Origin of the sequence: Saccharothrix texasensis (assembly GCF_003752005.1) — a bacterium.
Classification (GTDB): Bacteria; Actinomycetota; Actinomycetes; order Mycobacteriales; family Pseudonocardiaceae; genus Actinosynnema; species Actinosynnema texasense.
The window spans coordinates 6221597-6244947 of sequence record NZ_RJKM01000001.1 but is presented as its reverse complement, the minus strand read 5'-3'; the positions used below and the strand labels follow the sequence as shown (position 1 = coordinate 6244947).

General features: G+C 73.7%; 20 protein-coding genes. 8 read left to right on the top strand and 12 right to left on the bottom strand.

Annotation, left to right across the window (positions count from 1 at the left end; translation table 11 throughout):
- Positions 1–35: 35 nt before the first annotated feature.
- Complete coding sequence (locus tag EDD40_RS27705) at positions 36–995, top strand: hypothetical protein (RefSeq protein WP_123745517.1); 960 nt, start codon at positions 36–38, stop codon at positions 993–995.
- A 45-nt stretch (positions 996–1040) separates the two neighbouring features.
- Here the strand turns inward: EDD40_RS27705 and ahcY are convergent, their stop codons facing one another.
- The gene (gene ahcY / locus EDD40_RS27700; protein WP_123748326.1) at positions 1041–2504 is read right to left on the bottom strand and encodes an adenosylhomocysteinase; all 1464 of its coding nucleotides are present in this window, start codon (positions 2502–2504) and stop codon (positions 1041–1043) included.
- Positions 2505–2637: 133 nt separating this feature from the next.
- Between ahcY and EDD40_RS27695 the strand changes: the two genes are divergently transcribed.
- Positions 2638–5022 carry a hypothetical protein gene (locus EDD40_RS27695; protein WP_123745516.1) on the top strand — a complete coding sequence of 795 codons (2385 nt, stop codon included), beginning with the start codon at positions 2638–2640 and terminating at the stop codon, positions 5020–5022.
- Here the strand turns inward: EDD40_RS27695 and EDD40_RS27690 are convergent.
- Positions 4994–6262 (bottom strand): glutamate mutase L, encoded by a 1269-nt coding sequence (locus EDD40_RS27690; RefSeq protein WP_123745515.1) that lies wholly within the window; start codon positions 6260–6262, stop codon positions 4994–4996. The two genes, EDD40_RS27695 and EDD40_RS27690, sit on opposite strands and share 29 nt — an antisense overlap.
- A 119-nt stretch (positions 6263–6381) precedes the next feature.
- Between EDD40_RS27690 and EDD40_RS27685 the strand changes: the two genes are divergently transcribed.
- Positions 6382–7902 (top strand): amino acid permease, encoded by a 1521-nt coding sequence (locus EDD40_RS27685; protein ID WP_123745514.1) that lies wholly within the window; start codon positions 6382–6384, stop codon positions 7900–7902.
- Positions 7903–7954: 52 nt separating this feature from the next.
- Here EDD40_RS27685 and EDD40_RS27680 read toward each other — a convergent pair whose 3' ends face one another.
- The 8 genes from EDD40_RS27680 to EDD40_RS27645 form a co-directional block, all read right to left on the bottom strand.
- Positions 7955–8914 carry a Crp/Fnr family transcriptional regulator gene (locus EDD40_RS27680; RefSeq protein ID WP_246037841.1) on the bottom strand — a complete coding sequence of 320 codons (960 nt, stop codon included), beginning with the start codon at positions 8912–8914 and terminating at the stop codon, positions 7955–7957.
- Positions 8907–9539 carry a sigma-70 RNA polymerase sigma factor region 4 domain-containing protein gene (locus tag EDD40_RS27675; RefSeq protein WP_123745513.1) on the bottom strand — a complete coding sequence of 211 codons (633 nt, stop codon included), beginning with the start codon at positions 9537–9539 and terminating at the stop codon, positions 8907–8909. The genes EDD40_RS27680 and EDD40_RS27675 overlap by 8 nt, the downstream gene beginning before the upstream one ends.
- Before the next feature lie 244 nt (positions 9540–9783).
- Positions 9784–10707: a cation diffusion facilitator family transporter gene (locus EDD40_RS27670; protein ID WP_123745512.1), complete on the bottom strand. Its 924-nt coding sequence runs from the start codon at positions 10705–10707 to the stop codon at positions 9784–9786.
- 42 nt (positions 10708–10749) lie between these two features.
- On the bottom strand, positions 10750–11967 hold the full coding sequence (manA, locus tag EDD40_RS27665) for a mannose-6-phosphate isomerase, class I (RefSeq protein ID WP_123745511.1): 1218 nt from the start codon (positions 11965–11967) through the stop codon (positions 10750–10752).
- Between the two features lie 4 nt (positions 11968–11971).
- Positions 11972–13048 carry an SIS domain-containing protein gene (locus EDD40_RS27660; protein ID WP_123745510.1) on the bottom strand — a complete coding sequence of 359 codons (1077 nt, stop codon included), beginning with the start codon at positions 13046–13048 and terminating at the stop codon, positions 11972–11974.
- 6 nt (positions 13049–13054) lie between these two features.
- A complete protein-coding gene (locus tag EDD40_RS27655) occupies positions 13055–13252 on the bottom strand; it encodes a Trm112 family protein (protein WP_123748324.1) in 198 nt (65 codons plus the stop codon).
- Between the two features lie 5 nt (positions 13253–13257).
- Entirely contained in the window at positions 13258–14610 is a 1353-nt protein-coding gene (locus EDD40_RS27650) for a phosphomannomutase/phosphoglucomutase (protein WP_123748323.1), read from the bottom strand.
- An 88-nt stretch (positions 14611–14698) separates the two neighbouring features.
- On the bottom strand, positions 14699–15058 hold the full coding sequence (locus tag EDD40_RS27645) for a DUF3499 domain-containing protein (protein ID WP_073885657.1): 360 nt from the start codon (positions 15056–15058) through the stop codon (positions 14699–14701).
- 150 nt (positions 15059–15208) lie between these two features.
- Between EDD40_RS27645 and EDD40_RS27640 the strand changes: the two genes are divergently transcribed.
- Positions 15209–15652, top strand: a complete 444-nt coding sequence (locus EDD40_RS27640; protein WP_123748322.1) for a metallopeptidase family protein — start codon at positions 15209–15211, stop codon at positions 15650–15652.
- A gap of 106 nt (positions 15653–15758) precedes the next feature.
- Here EDD40_RS27640 and EDD40_RS27635 read toward each other — a convergent pair whose 3' ends face one another.
- Together EDD40_RS27635 and EDD40_RS27630 are read right to left on the bottom strand one after the other, a co-directional pair.
- Positions 15759–19028, bottom strand: a complete 3270-nt coding sequence (locus EDD40_RS27635) for a glycosyltransferase family 2 protein (protein ID WP_123745509.1) — start codon at positions 19026–19028, stop codon at positions 15759–15761.
- 87 nt (positions 19029–19115) lie between these two features.
- Entirely contained in the window at positions 19116–19421 is a 306-nt protein-coding gene (locus EDD40_RS27630; RefSeq protein WP_053723270.1) for a WhiB family transcriptional regulator, read from the bottom strand.
- Positions 19422–19690: 269 nt separating this feature from the next.
- On the opposite strand from EDD40_RS27630, the gene EDD40_RS27625 reads away from it, so the two are divergent.
- From EDD40_RS27625 to EDD40_RS27610, 4 genes are read left to right on the top strand one after another with little or no spacing between them, the layout of a single operon-like run.
- Positions 19691–20443, top strand: a complete 753-nt coding sequence (locus EDD40_RS27625) for a site-2 protease family protein (RefSeq protein ID WP_123745508.1) — start codon at positions 19691–19693, stop codon at positions 20441–20443.
- 25 nt (positions 20444–20468) lie between these two features.
- Positions 20469–21434, top strand: coding sequence for a 2-phospho-L-lactate transferase (cofD, locus tag EDD40_RS27620; RefSeq protein WP_123745507.1), 966 nt, complete (start codon positions 20469–20471; stop codon positions 21432–21434).
- Positions 21370–22779 (top strand): coenzyme F420-0:L-glutamate ligase, encoded by a 1410-nt coding sequence (locus EDD40_RS27615; RefSeq protein ID WP_123745506.1) that lies wholly within the window; start codon positions 21370–21372, stop codon positions 22777–22779. The genes cofD and EDD40_RS27615 overlap by 65 nt, the downstream gene beginning before the upstream one ends.
- Entirely contained in the window at positions 22776–23309 is a 534-nt protein-coding gene (locus EDD40_RS27610) for an NUDIX hydrolase (RefSeq protein ID WP_123745505.1), read from the top strand. Before EDD40_RS27615 ends, EDD40_RS27610 begins: the two co-directional genes overlap by 4 nt.
- The last annotated feature ends 42 nt before the right edge of the window (positions 23310–23351 follow it).

Here is a 23351-nt window from a genome sequence, read left to right as displayed (position 1 = left end):
CCCCATTTCCGGTTGCGCGAAAGGGTGGTGCCGCGGTGACCGCGGATTCCGGGCACGCCAGACCGGTTGAGGACCAGGCCACCCACCCCTCCGGGAACCTGCCCGGCGGCCTCGCCGAGACCCTGCGGTACGGCCCGTTCCACCGGGCGCTGCACGACGCCATCGCGCACCGCGGCCTGTCCCTGGCCCGCCTGCGGGCGCACCTGGAGCAGCTCGGCGTGCAGGTCGGGCAGTCGACGCTCAGCTACTGGCAGCGTGGTCTGCGGCACCCCGAAGTGCCCCGCGCCATCGCCACCGTGCGCGCGTTGGAGACCGTGCTGAAGCTGCCGCCGGAGTCGCTGGTGGCGCTCGTCGGCAACCGGCCGCAACCCCGGCTGACCAGGCCCGGCGGCTGGGTGGCGCCGGTGCCGGTGCTCTCGGAGTTCGAGGCCGTCGGCGACGTCGGCGCGAACACCGACATCGAGGTGCTGTCCGTGCACGACACCGTCTCGATCGGGCCGGAGCGGGAGCAGCGGTCGATCAGCACCCGGCTGGTGGTGCGCGCGGCGAAGGCCGGGCCGGACCGGTACCTGGCCGTGCACCAGGGCGACGAGGGGTGCCTGATCGACAACGCGCTCGTGCGGCCCGGCGAGGGGTGCCGGCTCGGTCGGCTGCGCCGGCAGCTGGCCACCCGCGGGCTGGCGTTCGAGCTGCTCTTCGACCGCAGGCTCGCCGAGGGCGAGGAGCACGTGTTCAGCTTCACCGTGGTGGACGACACGGGCGGGCCGACCCCGGGCCACCGGCGGGCGTTCCGCGAACCGTGCCGCGGGTACCTGCTGCAACTGGCGTTCAACCGCCGCGCGCTGCCCGCCCGGTGCACCAAGCAGTTCCGGGTCGACGCCGACGCCGTGCCGGTGGACCTGGAGGAGCTGGTCTGCGGGCTGGGCGGGTTCGCCAGCGCCTACTTCGAGGACGTCGGCCCCGGCGTGGCCGGGATCAGCGTCGAGTGGACTTGAGCGGGACGGCCGGGACCCGAGGGCCCCGGCCGTCCACCGCCGGCGTCAGTACCGGTAGTGCTCGGGCTTGTACGGGCCCTCGACGTCCACGTCGATGTACTCGGCCTGGTCCTTCGACAGCTTGGTGAGCTTGCCACCCAGCGCCTCGAGGTGGATGCGGGCGACCTTCTCGTCCAGCACCTTCGGCAGGCGGTACACCTCCTTGTCGTACTCCTGGTGCTTGGTGAACAGCTCGACCTGGGCGATCACCTGGTTGGAGAACGAGTTGGACATCACGAAGCTGGGGTGACCGGTGGCGTTGCCCAGGTTGAGCAGGCGGCCCTCCGACAGCACCAGGATCGAGTGGCCGTCCGGGAACACCCACTCGTCGACCTGCGGCTTGATGTTGATCCGCCGGATGCCGGGGAAGCGGGCGAGGCCGGCCATGTCGATCTCGTTGTCGAAGTGGCCGATGTTGCCCACGATCGCCTGGTGCTTCATCTCCGCCATGTGCTCGATGCGCACGACGTCCTTGTTGCCGGTCGTGGTGATCACGATGTCGGCGCGGCCGATCACGTCTTCCAGCGTCGAGACCTCGTAGCCGTCCATCGCCGCCTGCAGGGCGCAGATCGGGTCGATCTCGGTGACGACGATCCGGGCGCCCTGGCCGCGCAGCGACTCCGCCGCGCCCTTGCCGACGTCGCCGTAACCGCAGATCACGGCCACCTTGCCGCCCATGAGCACGTCGGTGCCCCGGTTGATGCCGTCGATCAGCGAGTGCCGGATGCCGTACCGGTTGTCGAACTTCGACTTGGTCACCGCGTCGTTGACGTTGATCGCCGGGAACAGCAGCTCACCGGCGGCGGCCAGCTGGTACAGCCGCATGACGCCGGTGGTGGTCTCCTCGGTGACGCCGCGGATGCCCTCGGCGATCTTGGTCCACTTCCCGCTGTCCGCCGCGAGCGAGGCGCGCAGCGTGCCCAGGAAGACCTGCCACTCCTCCGAGTCGTCCGCCTCGGGCTGCGGCACGACACCGGCCTTCTCGTACTGCAAGCCCTTGTGGACGAGCATGGTGGCGTCGCCGCCGTCGTCCAGGATCATGTTCGGGCCGCCGCCGTCCGGCCAGGTCAGCATGGACTCGGCGGTCCACCAGTACTCCTCCAGCGTCTCGCCCTTCCAGGCGAAGCACGGGATGCCCTTCGGCTCCTCCTCGGTGCCGTGCGGGCCGACCACGACCGCGGCGGCGGCGTGGTCCTGCGTGGAGAAGATGTTGCACGACGCCCAGCGGACCTCGGCGCCCAGGGCGACCAGGGTCTCGATCAGGACGGCCGTCTGCACGGTCATGTGCAGTGAGCCGGAGATCCGCGCGCCCTTGAGCGGGTAGACCTCCGAGTACTCGCGGCGCAACGCCATGAGGCCGGGCATCTCGTGCTCGGCCAGCCGGATCTCTTTGCGGCCGAACTCGGCCAGGGAGAGGTCCGCCACGGCGAAGTCGATGCCGTTGCGGGTCTGGAGCCTCTCGGCGGTCATCGCGGGTTCCTCCATCTTCGGGTAGGACGAGCCCGACACTACCGCCCGCCACGCCGGGCCACGGAGGTCGGCGGCATCTGCGCGCCAATGGACCAGTATGGCGGGGCTCAAGTGATGTTCGCGGGGAGGACCTGTGCTGATTCCCGGCCCCGACACGCGGGTGGTCGAACTGCGGGTGCACGGTGTCCAGGGCACCACCCCGCAGTCGCTGGTCGACGCGGTGGCGGCGGTGGACGTGGCGGGCGACGGGCTCGGCCGCGTCGTCCGCCCCGCCGACCGACTCCGCAGACCCGCGCCCGGCCCCGTGCTGCAGGCCGCCGGCCGGCCCGTCACGCGGGTGGTCGAGGGCTACGTCTGGGGCGCGATGACCTCGGGCGGCTGGGCCAAGGCGACGTGGGCGCTGCTGTTCCCGTTCTCCCTGGCGAACGTGGCGCACTGGATGCTGCCGCCCGCGCCGACCGGCTCCGTGCCCGCGCACCTGCTGGGCATCGCGCTGCGCGCGTCGCTCAGGTTGGCCGCGCTGCTGCTGACCGTGCTGCTGGTCGCCCAGCTGGAGGTGATCAGCCTCGACCTGGTGGCCGCCCAGTGCCTCGCGCCCGGCTCGACGTGCCTGTGGGGTCCGTCGTGGCTGAGCACGACGCCGTGGGTGCGCGCCGCGGTGGGCCTGGCGCCGATCGCGCTGGCCGTGCTGGTGCTGCACCGGATGTCCAGTGTGGACTGGCGGATCGAGCGCAAGGAGGTGCCGGCGGCCGAGGGCGTGCGGTCCGGGCTGCCCGGCGCGCACGTGGCCACCGACCCGGACACGCCCGCGCTGCGGGTGCTGCACGTGGTCGCGGGCCTGGGCGCGGCCGTGGTGGTCGCCCTGGGCGGTCCGGCCGGTCCGCTGCTCGCGCCCGGCTGGCACGGCGCCGCGATCACGGCGTGCTGGGCGCTCGGGCTGGCGCTGGTCGCGGTGGCCGCGCTGGGCGCGATGCTGCTGGACGACCCGACCGGCGGCGCGCCGCACCGGGGCGGGCGGTGGCTGCGGGCGGCGTTGGGGCGGCGGCCGCGGCGCGTGCTGCAGACCGCGGCGTGGCTGTCGCTGCTGGTCGCGGTGGCGTTGCTGGACCGGCTGCCGGTGCGGCTGCCCGGCGCGGACCTGGCCGTGCAGATGGTGGCCGCGATGGAAGCGCTGGTGTGCGTGGGGATCGCGGTGCTGCTGGCGCCCGCCGCGCTGCTGGCCCGGCGCACGTGGTCGGCGCAGCCGCGCGAGCTGCGGCCGTGGGCGGGCGGGTGGATGGCCGCGCCGGTGGTGGCGGTGGCCGCGCTGCTCGGCGGCGGGTTCGGCGCGGGCGTGGCGCTGACCTTGCAGCGGGTGCTCGGGCACGGCGTCCTGCCGCGCGGGTACGACTACATCGCGCTGCTGTGGGGCGTGGCCGGGGTGCTGGCGTTCCTCGCGGGGGTGGCGATGGCGGCGGCCACCGGGATGATGCGGTGGAGCTCGCTGCGTCGGGACAAGGAGTGGGCGCGTGAGGCGTCCTTGTTGCACGCGGGGCGCGCACGGGACGCGAAGCGCGCTGCGCGGGCGTGGTGGTGGGCGCGGTGGCAGCGGCGGCACAGCCACCACGTGGTGCTGATCATGTCGTCGGTGCTGGCGGTCGGCGCGGTGCCGGCGGCGTTCCTGCGGCTGCGCGAGGTCGACCCGCCCACCTGGGCGCGGCCGGTCGTCGGGCTGGGCGTGGTCGTGCTGGGCGTGCTGGCGTTGTCGCTGCTCCGGGCGGTGTACCTGGCGGCACGGCGGCCGGACAAGGCGCGGCAGGTCGGCGTGCTGGCGGACCTGGCGGCGTTCTGGCCGCGCGAGGCGCACCCCGTGGTGCCGCCGTGCTACGCGTTGAAGGTGGTGCCGGAGCTGGTGGCGCGGGTGCGGGAGCACCTGGCCGACCCCGGCACGCGCGTCGTGCTGGCCGGGCACAGCCAGGGCAGCCTGCTCGCGGCGGTGGCGGCGGCCCGGCTGCTGGAGGAGCTGCCACCGCACGAGGCGGAACGGGTGGGCCTGGTCACGGCGGGCTCGCAGCTGCAGTGGGCGTACCCGCGGGCGTTCCCGGCGGTGGTGCCGCACAGCTCGTTGGAGACGCTGGCCGGCGGGCTGGCCGGGCGGTGGCGCGCGCTGTGCCGCGGCACGGACCCGTTGGGCGGCGCGGTGATGACGTGGGACCGGCAGGTGTTCGACGGGATGCTGCTCGGCGCGGGGTTCCGGCCGGACGGCACGTCGGGCGCGTTGCCGCCGGCGCTGCGCGGTCCCACGGGCGCGCTCGTCCTCGGCGGCGACCACTGGCTGCCGGACCCGCAGCGCGGCCCGTTCACGGGTCGCCGGTGGGCGGCGGGCGTGAACCGGCACGCCGACTACACCTCCGACCCGGAGTGGGACCGGGCCGTCGCCATCGCGGCCGGCCTGGAGACCACGGACCCGCCCGCGCCGCCCGTGCTGCCGACCGCGCGGCAGGCGCCGGTCAGGTCGCCGTCGACCGAACCGAAGTGAGCAGCCGGTCGGCCGCGTCCGCGCGGCCGGCCTCGGCGAGCAGGCCGGCCGGGGCCAGCACGTGGTCGCGGTCGACCGCGACGGCCGCCGTGCGCAGGACCGGGCGCAGGACGGGGTCGGCGCGCAGCACGCGTTCGACCTCGTCGGTCGAGTCGGCGTGCCGGAAGACGCCGCCGGACAGCACGAGCAGGCCCGCGCCCTGCGGTCCGAGCCGGCCCTCGACGAGCCCGAGGTGGCGGCGGACGGCCAGCACGGCGGCGAGCGCGGCGAGCCGCCGGTCGACGGTCGGGTCGTCGGGCAGGCCGCCCACGTCGGCGGCCCGCGCGTCGGCTTCCCGCCGCAGCACGAGGGCCTCGGCCTTGTCGATCAGCTTCTCCGCGAGCGCCTCGGCCACCACGCCCGGCGCGGACCAGCGGACCCCGAGGTCGCCCTCGACGGTGCGGCGGTCCGGCGGCAGCGCCACCGCCCGCTCCGGACCTTCCACAGTGGACACGGCCGAGTAGACGTCCGTGGTGGCGCCGCCGACGTCCACCACGAGCACCGCGCCTTCCCGGTCCTGCATGGCCAGCCGGGACACGCCGCTCAGCACGGCGTCCGGCGTGACCGCGCGCACGAGCCCGCGGAACCTCCGGCCCCGGGACAGGCCCTTGCCGCCGATCACGTGCCGCAGGAACACCTCGCGGATCGCCGCGCGGGCCGGTCCCGGGGCGAGCTCGCCCACGTCCGGCAGCACGTTCGCGGTCCGCACCACGGTCCGCGCGGCGAGCAGGCCGGCGGCCTCCGGCTGGGCCTCGGCGTTGCCCGCCAGCACGATCGGGCACGCGACCCGGCTCAGCCTGGCCGCGTTGTGCAGGAGCACCGACGCGTCGCCGCCGTCCGTGCCGCCCACCAGGAGCACCAGGTCCGGCGCGGAGGCGCGCAACGCCCGGACGCCCGCACCGTCGAGCGGGCCGGCCGAGACGTGCACCACCTTCGCGCCCGCCGACAGCGCCACCCGGTACCCGGCCTCGGCGCTGATCAACCGCTCCTGCCCGACGACCGCGAGCCGCAGGCCGCCGCCCGCCGAGGAGCAGGCGAGCGTCCGCTCGGCCGGACCCAGGGCACTGGTGACGGCGTCGATGCCTCGAAGCACCTCCGGCGGGGTAGTCGTGTGCTGTGCGGTGCCGAGCAACTCACCGGTGTGCGACACGAGGGCGCCCTTGGTCCACGTCGAGCCGACGTCCAGGCAGAGCACTGTCATGGGCGGAAACTACCGGTGCGGCCGAATGTCGGCACCCACCTCTAGTCTGAACGGACCAACCTGATGGCCAGGCCGCGGAACGCGTCGGAGCAGCGGCGATCAAGCGAGGAGGGACCACCGTGCCGGGCAACGGGCTGTGGCGCACGAAGTCGGTCGAGCAGTCGATCGCGGACACCGACGAGCCGGACACCAGACTCCGCAAGGACCTCACCGCGTGGGACCTGACGGTCTTCGGCGTCGCGGTCGTGATCGGCGCGGGCATCTTCACGCTCACCGCGTCCACCGCGGGCAACCTCGCCGGGCCGTCGGTGTCGTTGGCCTTCGTGCTGGCGGCGGTGGCGTGCGCGCTGGCCGCGCTGTGCTACGCGGAGTTCGCGTCCACCGTGCCGGTGGCCGGCAGCGCGTACACGTTCTCGTACGCGACGTTCGGCGAGTTCGCGGCGTGGATCATCGGCTGGGACCTGGTGCTGGAGTTCGCCGTCGGCGCGGCGGCGGTGGCCAAGGGCTGGTCGCTGTACCTGCAGACGGTGCTGGAGCAGTTCGGCGTGGCGGTGAGGACCACCGCGCCGGTCGCCGGCGTCGACGTCGACTGGGGCTCGTTGCTGCTGATCGCGGTGCTCACGACGCTGCTGGTGATCGGCACGAAGCTGTCGTCCCGGGTCAGCGCGGTGATCACGGCGGTGAAGGTGGCCGTGGTGCTGCTCGTGGTCGTGCTCGGGATCGCGTACATCAACACGGCGAACTACCACCCGTTCATCCCGCCCGCCGAGTCCGGCGGCACCGCCGGGTCCGGGTTGGAGCAGTCGCTGTTCTCGCTGCTCACGGGCTTCGGGGGCAGCACGTACGGCGTGCTGGGGCTGCTGGCCGCCGCGTCGCTGGTGTTCTTCGCGTTCATCGGCTTCGACGTGGTCGCCACGACCGCCGAGGAGACCCGCGACCCGCAGCGCGCCGTGCCGCGCGGCATCCTCGCGTCGCTGGCGATCGTGACCGTGCTGTACGTGGCGGTGTCGCTGGTGATCACCGGGATGCTGCCCTACGACCAGCTCAGGACCCAGCCCGACGGCACGCGGGCCACGTTGGCCACGGCGTTCTCGGCCAACGGCGTCGACTGGGCGGCCACGGTGATCTCGGTGGGCGCGCTGGCCGGTCTGACCACGGTGGTGATGGTGCTGATGCTGGGCCAGTCGCGGGTGCTGTTCGCGATGTCGCGCGACGGCCTGCTGCCGCGCGGGCTGGCCCGCACCGGCAAGCGCGGCACGCCGTTCCGGATCACCGTGGTCATCGGTGTGCTGGTCGCCGTGGCGGCGGGCTTCTTCCCGGCGAGCAGGCTGGAGGAGATGGTGAACGTGGGCACGCTGTTCGCGTTCATCCTGGTCTCGGCGGGCGTCCTGGTGCTGCGCAAGACCCGGCCCGACCTGCCGCGCGGCTTCCGCGTCCCCCTCGTGCCGCTGGTGCCGGTGCTGGCGATCCTGGCGTGCCTGTGGCTGATGCTGAACCTGACCGCGTTGACCTGGGTGCGGTTCCTGGTGTGGATGGCGCTGGGCGTGGTCGTGTACTTCGCCTACAGCCGGCGGCACTCCGCCCTGGCCCGCAGGGGGACCACCGCCGTGCCCGTGGTGAAGCACGACGAGATCCCGTGACCGGTGCAGCGGCTCGGTCCCGGGACCGGGGCCGAGCCGCTGCGCGGTGTGGTCACCACCGGCCGAACTTCTGCAGCGCCACCAGGTCGGGCACCAGCACGTCACGCCGCAGGTGGCTGACGACCACCCCCGCCTTGCGCAGGTCGGAGAACGCCTTCTCGGCCGTCCTGGGCTTCATCCCGGCGATCGAGGCGAGTTCCACCTTCGTCAGCGGGATCCCCAACGTCCACCCCTGCGCCTCTTCCCGGCCGTAGGTGAGCACCAGTTCGGCCAGCACCCGGGCGACCCGCTCGGCGGCGGTGTGGGACAGGTAGTCCCGGCGGCGCTGGTTCGCCCAGCGCAACCGGTCGTTGATCATCGCGATCAGCTCGACGAACACGTCGTTGTGCCGGTGCAGGAAGCCCATCAGCTCACCGCTGGTGATCAGCTTCGCGACCACGTCGCCGCACGTGACGACGGTGGCCGAGCGCGGCTTCCGGTCCAGCGCCGCCATCTCGCCGACCAGGTCGCCCGCGACCCGGATCGCGAGCAGCGCCGTGTCGCCCGTCTCGTCCGTGGCCTGCACCTTCACCACGCCGTCCAGCAGGAGCAACGCGTGGGTGTCCGTCGCGTCCTGCTCCATGACCTCGCGGTCCGGGCCGTAGCGCACGACCGTGCCGATGTTCAGCAGGGCCTGCCGGGTGTTGTCCCGGAGGCGACCCAGGAGGCTGTGCCCGGGCCAGCCCGGGGTCGCCTGGGTCACCGCGGCCGCCATCGCCGCGAGCCCGTGCGCCGGTCCGGTCGGGCGCGAGTACCCGACCCTGCGCCGGTCCGGGGTGGGCGTCGCGCCGAGCGCGAACGACTCCCGTGCCGGGAACGCCGCCAGGGCCTGCCGGTTGACCCGGCTCACGATGCCTTCGACCACTTCACGGGGGGCGCGGTCGCGAAGGCCGACCGCGTCGTCCGCGCCGAACGAGGACTCCTCGACGAGGTGCTCGACAGCCGTGGGCTGGTTGGCCACCCGTTCAGACATTGTCACCTCCGCCCCTCGCCGGTCGACCGGTGTTGCGCCGGTGCCTCTCCAGGGCTCCCTTGATCACGCCGTGGGTGGTGTTCAACAGCTCCGCTACTTCTCCGAGGGTGTAGCCGGCTTCCGACAGGATCAACGCCGACTTGGTGTACTCGCTCGGGATGTCGGCGAGCCCGCGCTTGATCTCCAACTTGGTGACCACCACGTCACCCGGGTCGGGTGCGGGGGAAGCGACGTCCGCCAACTCGTCGACGCTCGATAATCGGAAGTGCTCGGCGTCCCGGTGGCTGCGCTCGTTGCTCCACTTGCGGTAGACGTTGGGGAAGGCGAGCACGCAGGCGGTCGCGAAGTACGTCTTCAGGCTCGCCCCGCCGGCCGGGTCCCACCCGCCGGCCAGCAGCGCGTTGCGCCGGAAGTCGCCGATCGCCCGTACCACCGTGTCACCGGCGAGGCTGACCAGGTCGTCGTGTTCCCAGTAGGGCGGCGCCACGCCGACCGGGCGGCCCTTCTCCCGGCACAGGGTGAAGATCAGGCCCGACCTCAGCCACCCCATCATCGAGGCGAAGCCGTACTCGCTGAGCACCCTGGTGAACCGCCGCCACTCGGGCCCTTCGCACCTCTCGGCCACGAGTGCGTCGCGGATCTTGGCGTCAGCCCGGTGTCGATCATCATTGCCAACCAATCGCGGCCCCCTCGGACGCGGCTCATCCGAACGACGGGGTTCTAGGTCCTCGCGGACGGCCGGCGGCACGCGTCGACGCCGAACGTGGCGACCACCACTCGGACGGCCCGGCCGGGCGCCGCCGCGGACCGCACCACGACGGAGGGCGACGAGCCGGGAGGCTCGTCGCCCTCCGGGCGTCGGGAGGTCCCTACGACTTGGCGGTCAGCGACCGGTCCAGGTCGGGTTCCAGGTAGATCAGCCGGGCGGCCGGGACCTTGGCCCGGACCCGCTGCTCGGCGGCGTCGATGGCGGCGGCCACCTCGTTGATCGACAAGCCCGGGTTCAGCGCGATCTTCGCCGCCACCAGCAGCTCGTCCGGCCCGATGTACTGCGTCTTGATGTGGATCACGCGCTGCACCTGGTCCGACGCCAGCTCGTCGGTGATCACGTCCAGCTCCGCCGGCGCCGCGCCCTCGCCGATCAGCAGCGACTTCATCTCCACGATCAGGATGACCGCGATGACGCCCAGCAGCACGCCGATGCAGATCGTGCCGATGGCGTCCCACACCGGGTCACCGGTCAACGTCGACAGGCCCACCCCGAGCAGCGCCAGGACCAGGCCGAACAGCGCGCCCGCGTCCTCCAGCAGCACGACCGGCAGCTCCGGCACCTTCGACTGCCGGATGAACTGCCACCACGTGGCGTCGCCCTTGATCGTCCTGGACTCCACGATCGCGGTGCGGAAGCTGTAGGACTCCAGGCCGATCGCGACGACCAGGATGACCACCGCGACGATCGGGCTGCTCAGCTCCTCGTGCGACTCCAGCTTGTGGATGCCCTCGTACAGGGCGAACACCGAGCCGAGGCTGAACAGCATCAGCGCCACGATGAACGAGTAGAAGTACCGGTCCCGACCGAACCCGAACGGGTGGTTCAGGGTGGCCTTGCGCCGGGCGGTCTTCTGCCCGAGCAGCAGCAGCCCCTGGTTGGACGTGTCCGCCACCGAGTGCACCGACTCGGCCAGCATCGACGACGACCCCGTGATCAGGAAGCCGACGAACTTGGCCACCGCGATCCCGGCATTGGCCACCAGTGCGGCGATGATCGCCTTGGTCCCGCCCCCTGCTGACACGGTTGCTCCCTTTGCGCCCAAGTCCGATTTGTCGGTGTGACCCTACTCAACGCCCGGCGTCGCGCGGAAAAGCTGGGTCTCGACGTCCGCCGCGACCACCACCGCCGGGTCACGCGCGGGTAGCCACACGGACTGGCCGCAAAACACCTCGACGGTCTCCTCGCCGCACGTCAACCGCGCCCGGCCGCGCGTGCAGAGCAGGATCTGGGGCCCGCTGTGGTCCACCCTGACCTCGACCGACGGCCCGACCTCGATCCTCGACAGCTCGAACTCCGGGCACGGCGTCCGGTAGGCCCACAGCCCCGGCGACGTCTCCGCGCCGGTCTGCACGGGCATGTCGCCGCACCCGAAGTCCAGCACGCGCATCAGCTCGGGCACGTCCACGTGCTTGGGCGTCAACCCGCAGCGCAGCACGTTGTCGGAGTTCGCCAGGATCTCCACGCCGGTGCCGTGCAGGTACGCGTGCAGGTTGCCGGCGGGCAGGTAGATCGCCTCGCCGGGCCGCAGCACGAGCCGGTTGAGCAGCAGCGCCGCCAGCACGCCCGCGTCGCCGGGGTACGCCTCCCCCAGCTCCAGGATCGTGCGGCACTCCAGGTCGAACTCGCCGTGCTCCTTCACGTGCAGCACGCACGCGTCCAGCACCTGCGGCAGCAGCATGTCCAGCGTGGTCTGCGGCAGCGTGATGAGGGTGGTGAACAGGGCGCGCAGCCCGTCGGCGTCCGGCTGGGCGGCCAGCAGCTCGGCGTACGGCGCGAAGTCCGGCGCGTCCAGCGACCGCAGCAACGCGACCGTGCGCGCGGGCTCGCGGAACCCGGCCAGGGCGTGGAACTCGGTCAACGCGCAGATCAGCTCGGGCTTCGCCGACGGGTCCTTGTAGTTGCGGGTCGGCGAGTCCATCGGCACGCCCGCCGCGTCCTCGGCGGCGAACCCGTTCGCCGCCTGCTCGGCCGACGGGTGCGCCTGCAGGCTCAGCGGCTCGTCCGCGGCCAGCACCTTGAGCAGGAACGGGAGCCTGCTGCCCCACCGGTCGGCGTGGACGGCGCCGAGCTGGCCGTCCGGGTCGTCGGCGAGCAGGTCGAGCAGCGACCGCGCTTCACCGTCCGGTCCCACCACCCGTGACGGGTCGCCCGGGTGGGCGCCCATCCACAGCTCGGCCTCGGGGTGCGGCGTCGGCACCTCCCTCCCGAGCAGCTCGGCGATGGCGGTGCGTGATCCCCACGCGTACGCGCGCACCGCGTTGTGCAGCAGATCCACAGTCATCCCCTCACACGGCCGGCGCGTACAGCCCGGGCCCGCCCAGCGTGCCCGCCGCCAGACCCAGGTACAGCGCGGCCAGCTCGAACCGCAGGGCGAGCAGCGCGGCGCACAGGGCCTCGCCGCCGCTCACCTCCTCGGCCGGTTCGAGCACGTCGGCCCCGGACAAGGTCTCCATCGCGACCCGCCGGGAGAAGTCGGCCTGCGGGCCGCGCCGCACGGCCACCAGCAGCACGCGGACCAGGCCTTCGTGCTCGTCGTCCGGGTCGGCGAACAGGTCGGCGCCGGACGTGCCGCGCACCGCCCGCCGGTGCAGCACCGACCGGGTCAGGGCCTGGGGGTAGCCGGCCACGTCGCTCACGACGCCCGCGTACGTCGCGAGCACGCCCGCGCCGTGCGCCGCCACCGCCGTGGCCAGGTCGTCCAGGCCCCACAGCAGCGGGGTGCGGTCGGCGATCCGCAACGCGAGCGTCTTGGCCGGGTTGACGAACGACTCGTGCATCGGGTGGCACCGCTCGGCCTCGCGGTCCAGCTCGTCCGCGATGGCCTGCACGTCCGCGTCGAGCAGTCCCAACGACTTCAGCGCCACCACCCACGCGGCGAACCCGCGGGCGAAGCCGAAGCCCTGCGGCACCGGCACGCGCGGCGGGATGAGCAGCGCGTGCTGCGCGGCGGACGCGGCCACCGGGCCGTCCGGCTCGGCGGTCAGCAGCACCCGCGCGCCGCGCCGGGCCGCCCGGTCGATCGACTCGGCCATCCGGACGTCGCCGGGGTCCTCGGTGTGCGCGAGGACCACGTCCAGCGCGCCCACCCACGTCGGCACGTCGTCGGCGACCACGACCGGCACGGGGCAGCGCACGCCGAGCAGCGCGGACACCACCCCGGCGATGGCCTGGCCGACGCCGGGCCGCGTGACCAGCACCAACGCCCGCGGGCGTTCCTGGAACGTCCGCGCGACGCCGAGTTCGTCGGCCGCCTCGGCGGTGGCCCGGACCTGCGCGCCCGCCCGTGCCACGGCGCGCAGCAACCCTTCCCGGTCGGCGTCGGTGAGCCGGGACTGGTCGTCGAGGAGGCTGTCGTCAAGCACCCGAGCTCACCCGGCCGTCGGCTCGACAGCCTCGTCCAGGAGCAGCACCGGGATGCCGTCCCGGACCGGGAACGACCGGCCGCACGAGGTGCAGGTCAGGTAGTCCGCGAGCGGGTCGGACGCGGTGCCGGCCCTCAGCGGCGCGTGCTCGGGGCACGGGCAGGCCAGGATCTCCAGCAACTGCGGGTCCAGTCGGACGGCCACGGCGCTCATCCCCTCACGATCGCCAGGACCTCGTCGCGCAGCGCCGCGACGGAGGCCGCGTCGGCGGCTTCGACGTTGAGCCGGAGCAGCGGCTCGGTGTTGGACGCACGGAGGTTGAACCAGGCGCCGTCCGGCAGGTTCACCGTGAGGCCGTCCAGCTCGTCGAGCTCGACGCCCTCGCGACCGCCGAACTCGGCCTTGATCGCGGCCAGCCTGCCCTGCTGGTCCGCCACCGTCGAGTTGATCTCGCCGGAGGCCGCGTAACGCGAGTAGTCGCTGGTCAGAGCGGACAGCGGACCGTCCTGCTCGCCCAGTGCGGCCAGCACGTGCAGCGCGGCCAGCATGCCCGTGTCGGCACGCCAGAAGTCGCGGAAGTAGTAGTGCGCGGAGTGCTCGCCGCCGAAGATGGCGCCGGTCTTGGCCATCTCCTCCTTGATGAACGAGTGCCCCACGCGGGTGCGCACCGGCACGCCGCCGTGCTCGCGGACGATCTCCGGCACGCCGTGCGAGGTGATCAGGTTGTGGATGATCGTGCTGCCCGGGTCCTTGGCCAGCTCGCGCACCGCGACCAGGGCGGTGATGGCGGACGGCGACACCGGCTCGCCGCGCTCGTCGACCACGAAGCAGCGGTCCGCGTCGCCGTCGAACGCCACCCCGGCGTCCGCACCCTCGGCCCGGACCCGTTCCTGCAGGTCCACGATGTTCTTCGGGTCCAGCGGGTTGGCTTCGTGGTTCGGGAAGTCGCCGTCCAGCTCGAAGTACATCGGCACGATCTCGATGGGCAGGCCCTCGAACACCTTCGGCACGGTGTGGCCGCCCATGCCGTTGCCCGCGTCCACCACGACCTTCAACGGCCGGCTGCCGCTCAGGTCGACCAGTTCCCGCAGGTAGGCGGCGTAGTCGATGAGCATGTCCTGCTCGGTGACGGAGCCCTTCGCGACGCCCTCGGCGTCCGGCACGCCCTGCTCGGCGTCCTCGCGGATCTGCCCGAGACCGCTGTCCTGGCCGACCGGCGCGGCGCCGGGGCGGCACAGCTTGATGCCGTTGTACTTGGCCGGGTTGTGGCTCGCGGTGAACATGGCGCCGGGCAGGTCGAGCTTGCCGGAGGCGAAGTACAGCATGTCGGTGCTGGCCAGGCCGATGTTGATGACGTCGACGCCCTGCGCGGTGACACCCTCGGCGAACGCCGCGGCCAAGCCGGGCGAGGAGTCGCGCATGTCGTGCCCGATGACCACGGCCGTGCCGCCGACCAGGCGGGCGAACGCCGCGCCGAAGTCGCGCACGACGTCGGCGTCGAGCTGTTCGCCGACGACACCGCGGATGTCGTAAGCCTTGACGATGCCGGACAGATCGCGCACGGCCACACTCCCAAGTTGGCTCTTGACACTGCCTTGGGAAGCCTACCGGCGCGCGCGTGAGCGCCGTGTCCGGTCGAGGTGTCTTCGTTCAGTCTTCGTTCGGATCGGGCAGAACGCGCAGGTGGCCGCGCCGGATCGTGCCCGCGGGCAGCTCCGGCAGCTCGACCTGCGGTGTGGCCCGGCCCGCCTCCCGGACGGCCTCGGCCAACGCGGTCAGGTCGTCCACGGTGGGCTCGGGGGCCCGGAACTCGCCCTGGTGGCGGACGACCTCCCAGCCGCGCGGCGCGGTGAGGCGCAGGGCGTGCTCTTCGCAGAGGTCGTAGGAGTGCGGTTCGGAGTACGTCGCCAGGGGGCCCACGACGGCGGTGGAGTCCGCATAGGCGTACGTGAGCGTGGCGACTGCCGGGTTCGCGCACCCGGTTCGCGAGCACCGTCTCACGCTCCGCACGGCGGGGACGATATCGCGTCCCGCGCGGCGTGTGTTGGATTACCTCCGGCGCGGCGCTGGCGGTGGTGCCGCACTTCGGCAAGTTGCCTGGTGGCGGAGGTCCGGCTGTACGGGCTCCACGGGTGGACAACTACCCTCTACCTCGTGGTGATGGCTCGGGGTTCACGGCGGCAGGGCGCTCCGCGGCGACGCAACCGCGACCGGCACGGTCGGGGGCTGCGCGGTCCGCTCTACCCGGCCACGTTGCCGGCGGCCCGCAGCCGGGCGGAGCGGTTCGACGCGCTGGTGCTGGAGGCGTTGGAGCCGATCGAGGCGCGGTGGCGGACGGAGCTCACGCAGCTGGACGTCGCGGTGGACGACGTGCCGGACGTCCAGTCGGGCGACGACGGCGACGTGGTCGAGGACGGCAACGTGCCCCTGGCCCGGCTCGTGCCGGCGGGCGCCGACCGCCGGGCGCGGATCGTGCTCTACCGGCGGCCGCTGGAGGCGCGGGCCAAGGACGGCGCCGACCTCTCCGACCTGGTGCACGACGTGCTGGTCGAGCAGGTCGCCAACTACCTGGGCCTGGACCCGGACGTCATCGACGGCGACTGACCCGCCTCCCGAACGCAGGACTCCCGCGAGAGTCGTACCTCCGCGTCGCGCGTGTCCTACGTCCGGAACAGGCGTGTCCTACGTTCGGGACACCCGAGTTGAACGCTCAGCCGCGGCGGCGGGACGGGATCGCGGTCAGCGCGGTGAAGAGCGCGGCGGCGGCCTGGAGCATCAGCAGGAGCTCGCGCAGCGTCGAGGACACCTCCACGCGGACCTCCGAGCCCGTGGTGGGCACCGTCACACCGACCAGGTGACCCCACGCCCGCACGATCGTCACCTCGCGGCCGTCCACCCACGCCCGCCAGCCCGGCTCCTCCTCCGCCGCCAGCACCAGCAGCCGCCCCTCCGGCCCCTCGGACACCTGGACGCCGACGTCCGGCGGCGCGGCCTCGACCGGGGCGATGCCGGGCGCGCCCAGCTCCACCGGCGGGTTCCCGCCCGTCCGGGCCCGCCGCGCCAGCTCCGGCGACAGCAGCACGGCGTTGCCCGCCGCCAACTGCACCCGCAGCACCGGCCGCCCGTCCGACATCGCCGGCGTCACGGCCACCAGGTCGCCCACCGCGTCACGCACCCGCTGCGCCGTGCCCAGGTCCGGCACCACGACGAACGCCACCCCCGAAGCCGCCGCCTGCGCCAGCGCCACCCGCGCCGCCTCCGACGACCCGCCGGTCAGGTCGCGCGACCACCGCTCCAACCGCGTGACGGCCGTCGGCACGGGCACGAGGTCGTCGTCGCCGAACGCGGGCAGCCGCCCCGCCACCAGCCGCGTCGGCGTTCCCAGCACCAGCACCGACCGCCCGGTCCGCGGCAACTCCTGGGCCAACGTCGACGGCAGCCGCGCGCCGTCCGCCGTCAACGCGCCCGACCGCAGCCCGACGAACCCGGCGCACGCCAGCCCGACCACCGACAGCACCCCGACCACCGACACGACCCGCCGCACCGGCACCGTGCCGACGTCCCGCCGGAACGCCGACAGCACCACCCACAGCAGCCCCCACCCGACCAGCACCAACGGCCCGCCGGTCCACCCGGGCGACGCGTCGCCGCCGGGCAGCGGCGCCACCGGCACGGTCCGCAGCACGATCACCGCGAACCCGCCGAGCACCACCACCGCGAACCCCGCCAGCATCGACCGCGACGGCCGCAGCACCGCCGCCACCAGGGCGAACCCCACCACCAGCAACCCGACGAACGGCAACGCGCCCGTCCCGCCCGGCCGCAGCGACAGCAGGTCCAGCAGCCCGGCGGCGGGCGTCTGCACGAACGCGCCGACCCCGTGCAGCACGACGGTGGGGTGTTGCAGCACCACCGCCGGCCACGGCAGCAGCAACGCCATCGGCAGCAGCACGACCATGAACAGCGACGCCACCCGCCGCCGGCCGTCGCCGTGCCGGCCGGGCACCACCACGAACCCGACCAGCGCCGCCAACGCCACCAGCGCGTGCACGAACGGCGAGAACGCGCCCACCGCCGCCACCGCCAACGCCGTCCCCGACGCCACCGGCAGCCACGACGCGCCCGCACCGCCCCGCAGCACGGACGCCACCCCGGCGAACACCACCGGCGCGAGCACGTGCACCACGACGACGTCCAGCCGCCCCTGGCTCACCGCCGACGTCGCCGCCGGCAGCAGCGCGTAGGCCGCCGCGACCACCGCGCGCACGGGCCGCCGCACGGGCATCCGCCGTGACGCCGCGTACGCCAGCAGGCCGGCCAGCGGGGGGTCGCCGAGGAACAGCAACGCCACCAGCGCGGCGGGCGACCCGACCAGCACGCCGACGGTCCCCAGCACGGCCAGCGCCGCCGGCGCGGGCGCGGTCGTCCCGCCCGCCACCGGGTGCCACGGGGCCAGGTAGGACGACCACGTGCTCGCCAAGTCGCCCACCGGCAGCAGCCGGCCGCCGCTCAGGTCGAGCCCGATCCGGGACGCGTTGGCCAGCACGCCGAACACCGCCAGCCCCACGACCAGCAACAACGGCGGTCCGAGCACCAACGACCACAGCACCCGCGCCCGGTCGACCTCCACGAACACGACCCCCGGCGAGCCCGGACCGCGCGGCACCGGCGAAGGACGTGGCCGAGGCGAGGGGCGGGGGCCGGTCGACGCCTCCACCGGCACCGTCACCGCGGGTCGGCGCAGCCCGCCGGTCGCCCGCACGGGACGCCGCCGGGACAGCACGCCGGCCGGCAGCGCCGCCGGGCCGACCGCCGGACGCTCCACTTCGGACGGTAGCGACCACGTGCGGGGCCGCGCGTCGTCCTCGGGCAGCCGCCCCAGCGCCAGGTCCGCCTCCACGCGCCGCCGGACCAGCGCGGCCGACGCGCTGCGGATCGCGTTGCGCAAGCGGGTGACCCGGCTGGTGAACAGCCCGCGCACCACCCCGTGCGCCGGCCGTTCGGCACGTCCGGCCAGCAGCCGCGCCCGTCCGCTGAGCAGGTACCGCAGCGCGCCCAGCTCCGCGCGCGCGTCGGCGAACCGGCGCAGCACCAGGAAGCCGAGGGCGCGCAGGACCGCGAGCACGGCGATCCGCGGCAGCCCGAGGACGAACGACAGCGCGCCGCAGTTGACCAGGAACGTGCGCAGCCCGTGCGCCCGGTCCACACCCCGCGACGCCGGTCCCGGCCGGGCCGCCGTCGCGTCCGACCGCCGCACGCCGCGGCCCATCGCACGCGCGTGCCGCATCCGCGCCACCGGGACGGACAGCACGAGGTGCCCGGCCAGGTTGGCGCGCCAGCCGAAGTCGATGTCGTCGCGCAGCAACGGCATCGTGCGGTCGTAGCCGCCGAGCGACTCCCACGCCGTGCGGCGGATCAGCGACCCGGCCGACGGCACCGCCAACGCCTCGGTGCTCTGCTGGAACGACCCGGCCAGCTCGACCCGGCCCATGCCGGTCTGCCGGTGGCCGGACGCGTCGGTCGACAGCCCCGCCTCCACCACCAGCCGCGGGTCGGCCCAGTCCAGGCTCAGCGGACCGAGCACGGCCGCCGACGGCGACACCTCGGCCGCGGTCAGCAGCGCGGACAGGCAGTCCGGTTCGGGCGCGCAGTCGTCGTGCAGCAGCCACAGCCACGCGCCCGGATCGCCCCACCGCTGCACGGCGTGCTCCACGGCGGCCTGCACGGCCGCGCCGAACCCCGTGCCGCGAGGCAGCGTCAGCACGCCGTCGATCACCCGATCGGGACCTTCGGCGGCATCGGCCAACAGCTTCGCGGTGCCGTCCAGGGATCCCGTGTCGACCGCGATCACGTGCCGCGGCCGGGGCTGCTGGCGGCGCAGCGACGACAGCGCCGTGCCCAGCCACCGGTCGCCGTCGTGGCACACCAGCACCGCCAGCACGGGCGCGGTGCGCAGCCGCGGAGTGGCCCCGCTCGTCAAGTGCCGCTCCTAGGTTGCTCCGACTACGCCGTGGGACGACCACGGTAAGCCAGAGCGAACGCGCAAGCGATCACCCGTGCGCCTCGGTCACACCGCGCGCTTTTTGAGCTTCCTCCGCTCACGCTCGGACAGCCCGCCCCAAATGCCGAAGCGCTCGTCGTGCTGCAAGGCGTACTCCAGGCATTCGGAGCGAACCTCACAACCGAGGCAGATGCGCTTGGCCTCCCTGGTCGAGCCGCCCTTCTCCGGGAAGAACGCCTCGGGGTCGGTCTGCGCGCACAGGGCGCGCTCCTGCCAGTCCTGCTCATCGGCCGCGTCGAACAGGTCGAGTACGACCGGCTCCGGTGCCGGGACGTCCCCGTCCACGATGCGACCCCCGTCGAATTCCTGCATAGTCCGCCTCCTCGCCTTCCGCTCTCCCCGGTTGGCGGACACCACTCGCCGTCCCCACAACGACGAATGACACCGATGTGATTACACCTGTGTCACAACACGCGGTCAAGCGGAGTCCACAGGACGGGGGATATTCCCGCAGATGGCGCGAAAAGCCTTGACTAGCAGCACAGACGGTGATTGAGGCGGTGCGCCGAGCGATGACCGCTGCGCGGATGGCCTACCGGACGGGCTGTCAGGCACCCACGCGGAGAGGCCACACTGGAAGGGTGAAGCGATCAGCGGTGCGTCCGAGTCCACTGTTCCTCAGCCTGCTCGCGGTGACGGTGGCAGGCGCCGTGCTGACCCTGTTCGACGACTCCGCGGCCGCGCTGACGGCCGGCACCGTGCTGTTCGTGCTCGGCGGCTGGGCGGTTTCGCTGTGCCTGCACGAGTTCGGCCACGCGATCGTGGCCTACCGCGGCGGCGACCACGCCGTGCGGGCCAAGGGCTACCTGACGCTCGACATCCGCCGCTACACCGACCCGGTCTTCAGCATCGTGCTGCCGTTGGTGCTGCTGGCGTTCGGCGGCATCCCGCTGCCCGGCGGCGCGGTGTGGATCAACCACCACGCCTTGCGCGACAAGCGGGTCGAGTCGATGGTGTCGCTGGCCGGACCGCTGAGCAACCTCGCACTGGGCGTGCTGCTGTCCCTGTCGGTGATCCTTTTCACCCCGCCGGTGGGTTTGGCCGCCGCTTTGTCGTATCTGGCGGCCGTGCAGATCCTCGCGTTCGTGCTCAACATCCTGCCGATCCCCGGGCTGGACGGCTGGGGCGCGATCGAGCCGTACATGTCGTACTCGGCGCGGCAGTTCGGCGCGAAGGCCCGGATGTGGGCGCCGTTCGTGCTCTTCGCGGTGCTGATCGGCTTCCCGACCATCGGCCGGATGTTCTTCGAGGCCGGCTACACCGTGTTCGAGTTGATCGGCGGCGACCGGTGGCTCGCCGGGCGCGGGCAGGGCACCTTCCTGTTCTGGCGCTGAGCACCGGGTGGGAGGATGGCGACTCGTGAAGGTCGTCGCACTGGTTGGCGGAGTTGGCGGGGCGCGGTTCCTGGTCGGGCTGAAGAGCCTGCTGACCGGTCCGGAGCACGAGATCACGGCCGTGGTGAACACGGGTGACGACGTGTGGATGCACGGGTTGCGGATCTGTCCCGACCTGGACACCTGCATGTACACCCTCGGTGGCGGGATCGACGCCGAGCGCGGGTGGGGGCGCGCCGGCGAGACGTGGTCGGTCAAGGAGGAGCTGGCCGCCTACGGCGCCGACCCGACGTGGTTCGGGCTGGGCGACCGGGACATCGCGACGCACCTGGTGCGCACCCGGATGCTGCGCGCGGGCTACCCGCTGTCGGCCGTGACGGAGGCGCTGTGCCACCGCTGGGAGCCGGGCGTGCGGCTGCTGCCGATGTCCGACGACCGGGTCGAGACGCACGTGGTGGTGACCACCGACGAGGGCGAGCAGGCGATCCACTTCCAGGAGTGGTGGGTCAAGCACCGGGCCGGGCTGCCCGCGCGGTCGTTCGCGTCGGTCGGGGTGGAGACGGCGACGCCCGCCCCCGGTGTGCTGGACGCCGTGCGCGACGCCGACGCGGTGCTGATCGCGCCGTCCAACCCGGTGGTGAGCGTGAACACGATCCTCGGCGTGCCGGGCGTGCGCGACGCGTTGCGCAAGACCGAGGCCGGCGTGGTGGGGCTGTCGCCGATCATCGGCGGCAAGCCGCTGCGCGGGATGGCGGACGCGTGCCTGTCCGCGATCGGCGTGGAGACCTCCGCGGAGGCCGTCGGCCGGTACTACGGGTCGCGCCGGACCACCGACAAGGGTGTGCTCGACGGTTGGCTCGTGCACACCGGCGACCGGTCCGACGTGCCGGGGGTCGCGGTGCGCGCGGTGCCGCTGCTCATGTCCGATGTGGACGCTACGGCGGCGATGGCGCGGGCGGCGCTGGAACTGGCCGGTGTCGACGTTGGCTGACCACGCGGCCCCGGGCGACCACGCGGCGGCGTCCTCGATCACGGTGACGCCGGTGACCGGGCTGCCGGAGTTCCGGCCCGGTGACGACCTCGCGGCCGCCATCGCCGCGGCCGCGCCCTGGTTGGCGGACGGGGACATCGTCGTCGTGACGTCCAAGGTCCTGTCCAAAGTGGAAGGTCGGCTGGTGCCCGTGCCCGCTGACCCCGAGGCGCGCGACGCCGTGCGGCGGCAGTGGGTCGAGGCCGAGTCGGTGCGCGTGCTGGCGCGGCGCGGGCGGACGTTGATCACCGAGAACAAGCTGGGGATCGTGCAGGCGGCGTCCGGTGTGGACGCGTCGAACGTGAACGGCGACGAGATCGCGTTGCTGCCGGTCGACCCGGACGGGTCGGCGGCGGCGCTGCGGGCGGCGCTGGCGCAGCGGTCGGGCGTGTCGGTGGCGGTCGTGGTGACCGACACCATGGGCCGGGCCTGGCGGGTGGGCCAGACGGACGCCGCCATCGGGTCGTCCGGGCTGGCGGTGCTGCACCGGTACGGCGGCTCGGTCGACCGGCACGGCAACCCGCTGGTCGTGACCGAGGTCGCGGTGGCCGACGAGATCGCGGCGGCGGCCGACCTGGTGAAGGGCAAGCTGGGCGCGGTGCCCGTGGCGGTGGTGCGCGGGCTGCCGTTCGCGGACGACGGCTCCACCGCGCGCGACCTGGCCCGGCCCGTGGCGGACGACCTGTTCCGGTTGGGCACGGCCGAAGCGGTGGCGCAGGGGCGGGCCGAGGCGGTGCTGCTGCGCCGTTCGGTCCGGTCGTTCACCCCGGACCCGGTGCCGCTGGACGCGGTGCGGCGGGCCGTGGCGGCGGCGTTGACCGCGCCCGCGCCGCACCACACGCGGCCCGTGCGGTTCGTGCGGCTGACCGCCCGGCGGGACGCGCTGCTGGACGCGATGGCCGACCGGTGGCGCGCGGACCTGCGTGGCGACGGGTGGTCGGAGGAGCGGATCGCGGCCCGCGTGGGGCGGGGCGACATCCTGCGCGCCGCGCCGGAGGTCCTCGTGCCGTTCCTGGTGCGGTCGGGTGCGCACTCGTACCCGGACGAGCGGCGGGCGACGGCGGAACGGACGATGTTCACCATCGCGGGTGGCGCGGCGGTGCAGGGGCTGCTGGTGGCGCTGGCCGCCGAAGGGCTCGGGTCGTGCTGGGTGTCGTCCACGATCTTCTGCGCGGACGTGGTGCGGGACGTGCTGGGGCTGCCGCGGGAGTGGGAGCCGTTGGGCGCGGTGGCGGTCGGGCGCCCGGAGGCGGAGCTGACGCCGCGGGCCGCGGGCGACTTGGACGAGAGGTACCTGGACCTGTGAGTTCCGCCCTGCACGCCGACGCGGTGGCCACCCTGGCCGCGTGGCGTCCCGCCGACCCGGCGCAGGAGTCGCTGCGGCAGGCCTACCTGGGGTTCCTGGCGGCCCGGGAGGACGCGTGCCGGCGTTCGTGCGAGCCGGGGCACCTCACGGCGTCGGCCCTGGTGGTGTCCGCCGCCGGGGACGCGACGCTGCTCACCCTGCACCCGCGCGTGGGGCGTTGGCTGCAGCTGGGCGGGCACTGCGAGGCTTCGGACACGACGCTGGCGGGTGCGGCGCTGCGTGAGGCGACGGAGGAGTCGGGCATCGAGGGCCTGCGCATCTCACCGGAGCCGATCCACCTCGACGTGCACCCGATCACGTGCTCGCTGGGCAAGCCGACCCGTCACTTCGACGTCCGCTTCCTGGTCCGCGCCCCGGCGGACGCGCAGCCCTCCCGCAGCTCCGAGTCCCTGGACCTGCGCTGGTGGCCGCTGACCGCCCTGCCTCCCGACACCGACGACCTGCACCCCCTCCTCTCCACCCTCCCCTAACCGGCGTGTCCTACGTTCCGAACGACCGTGTCCTACGTTCCG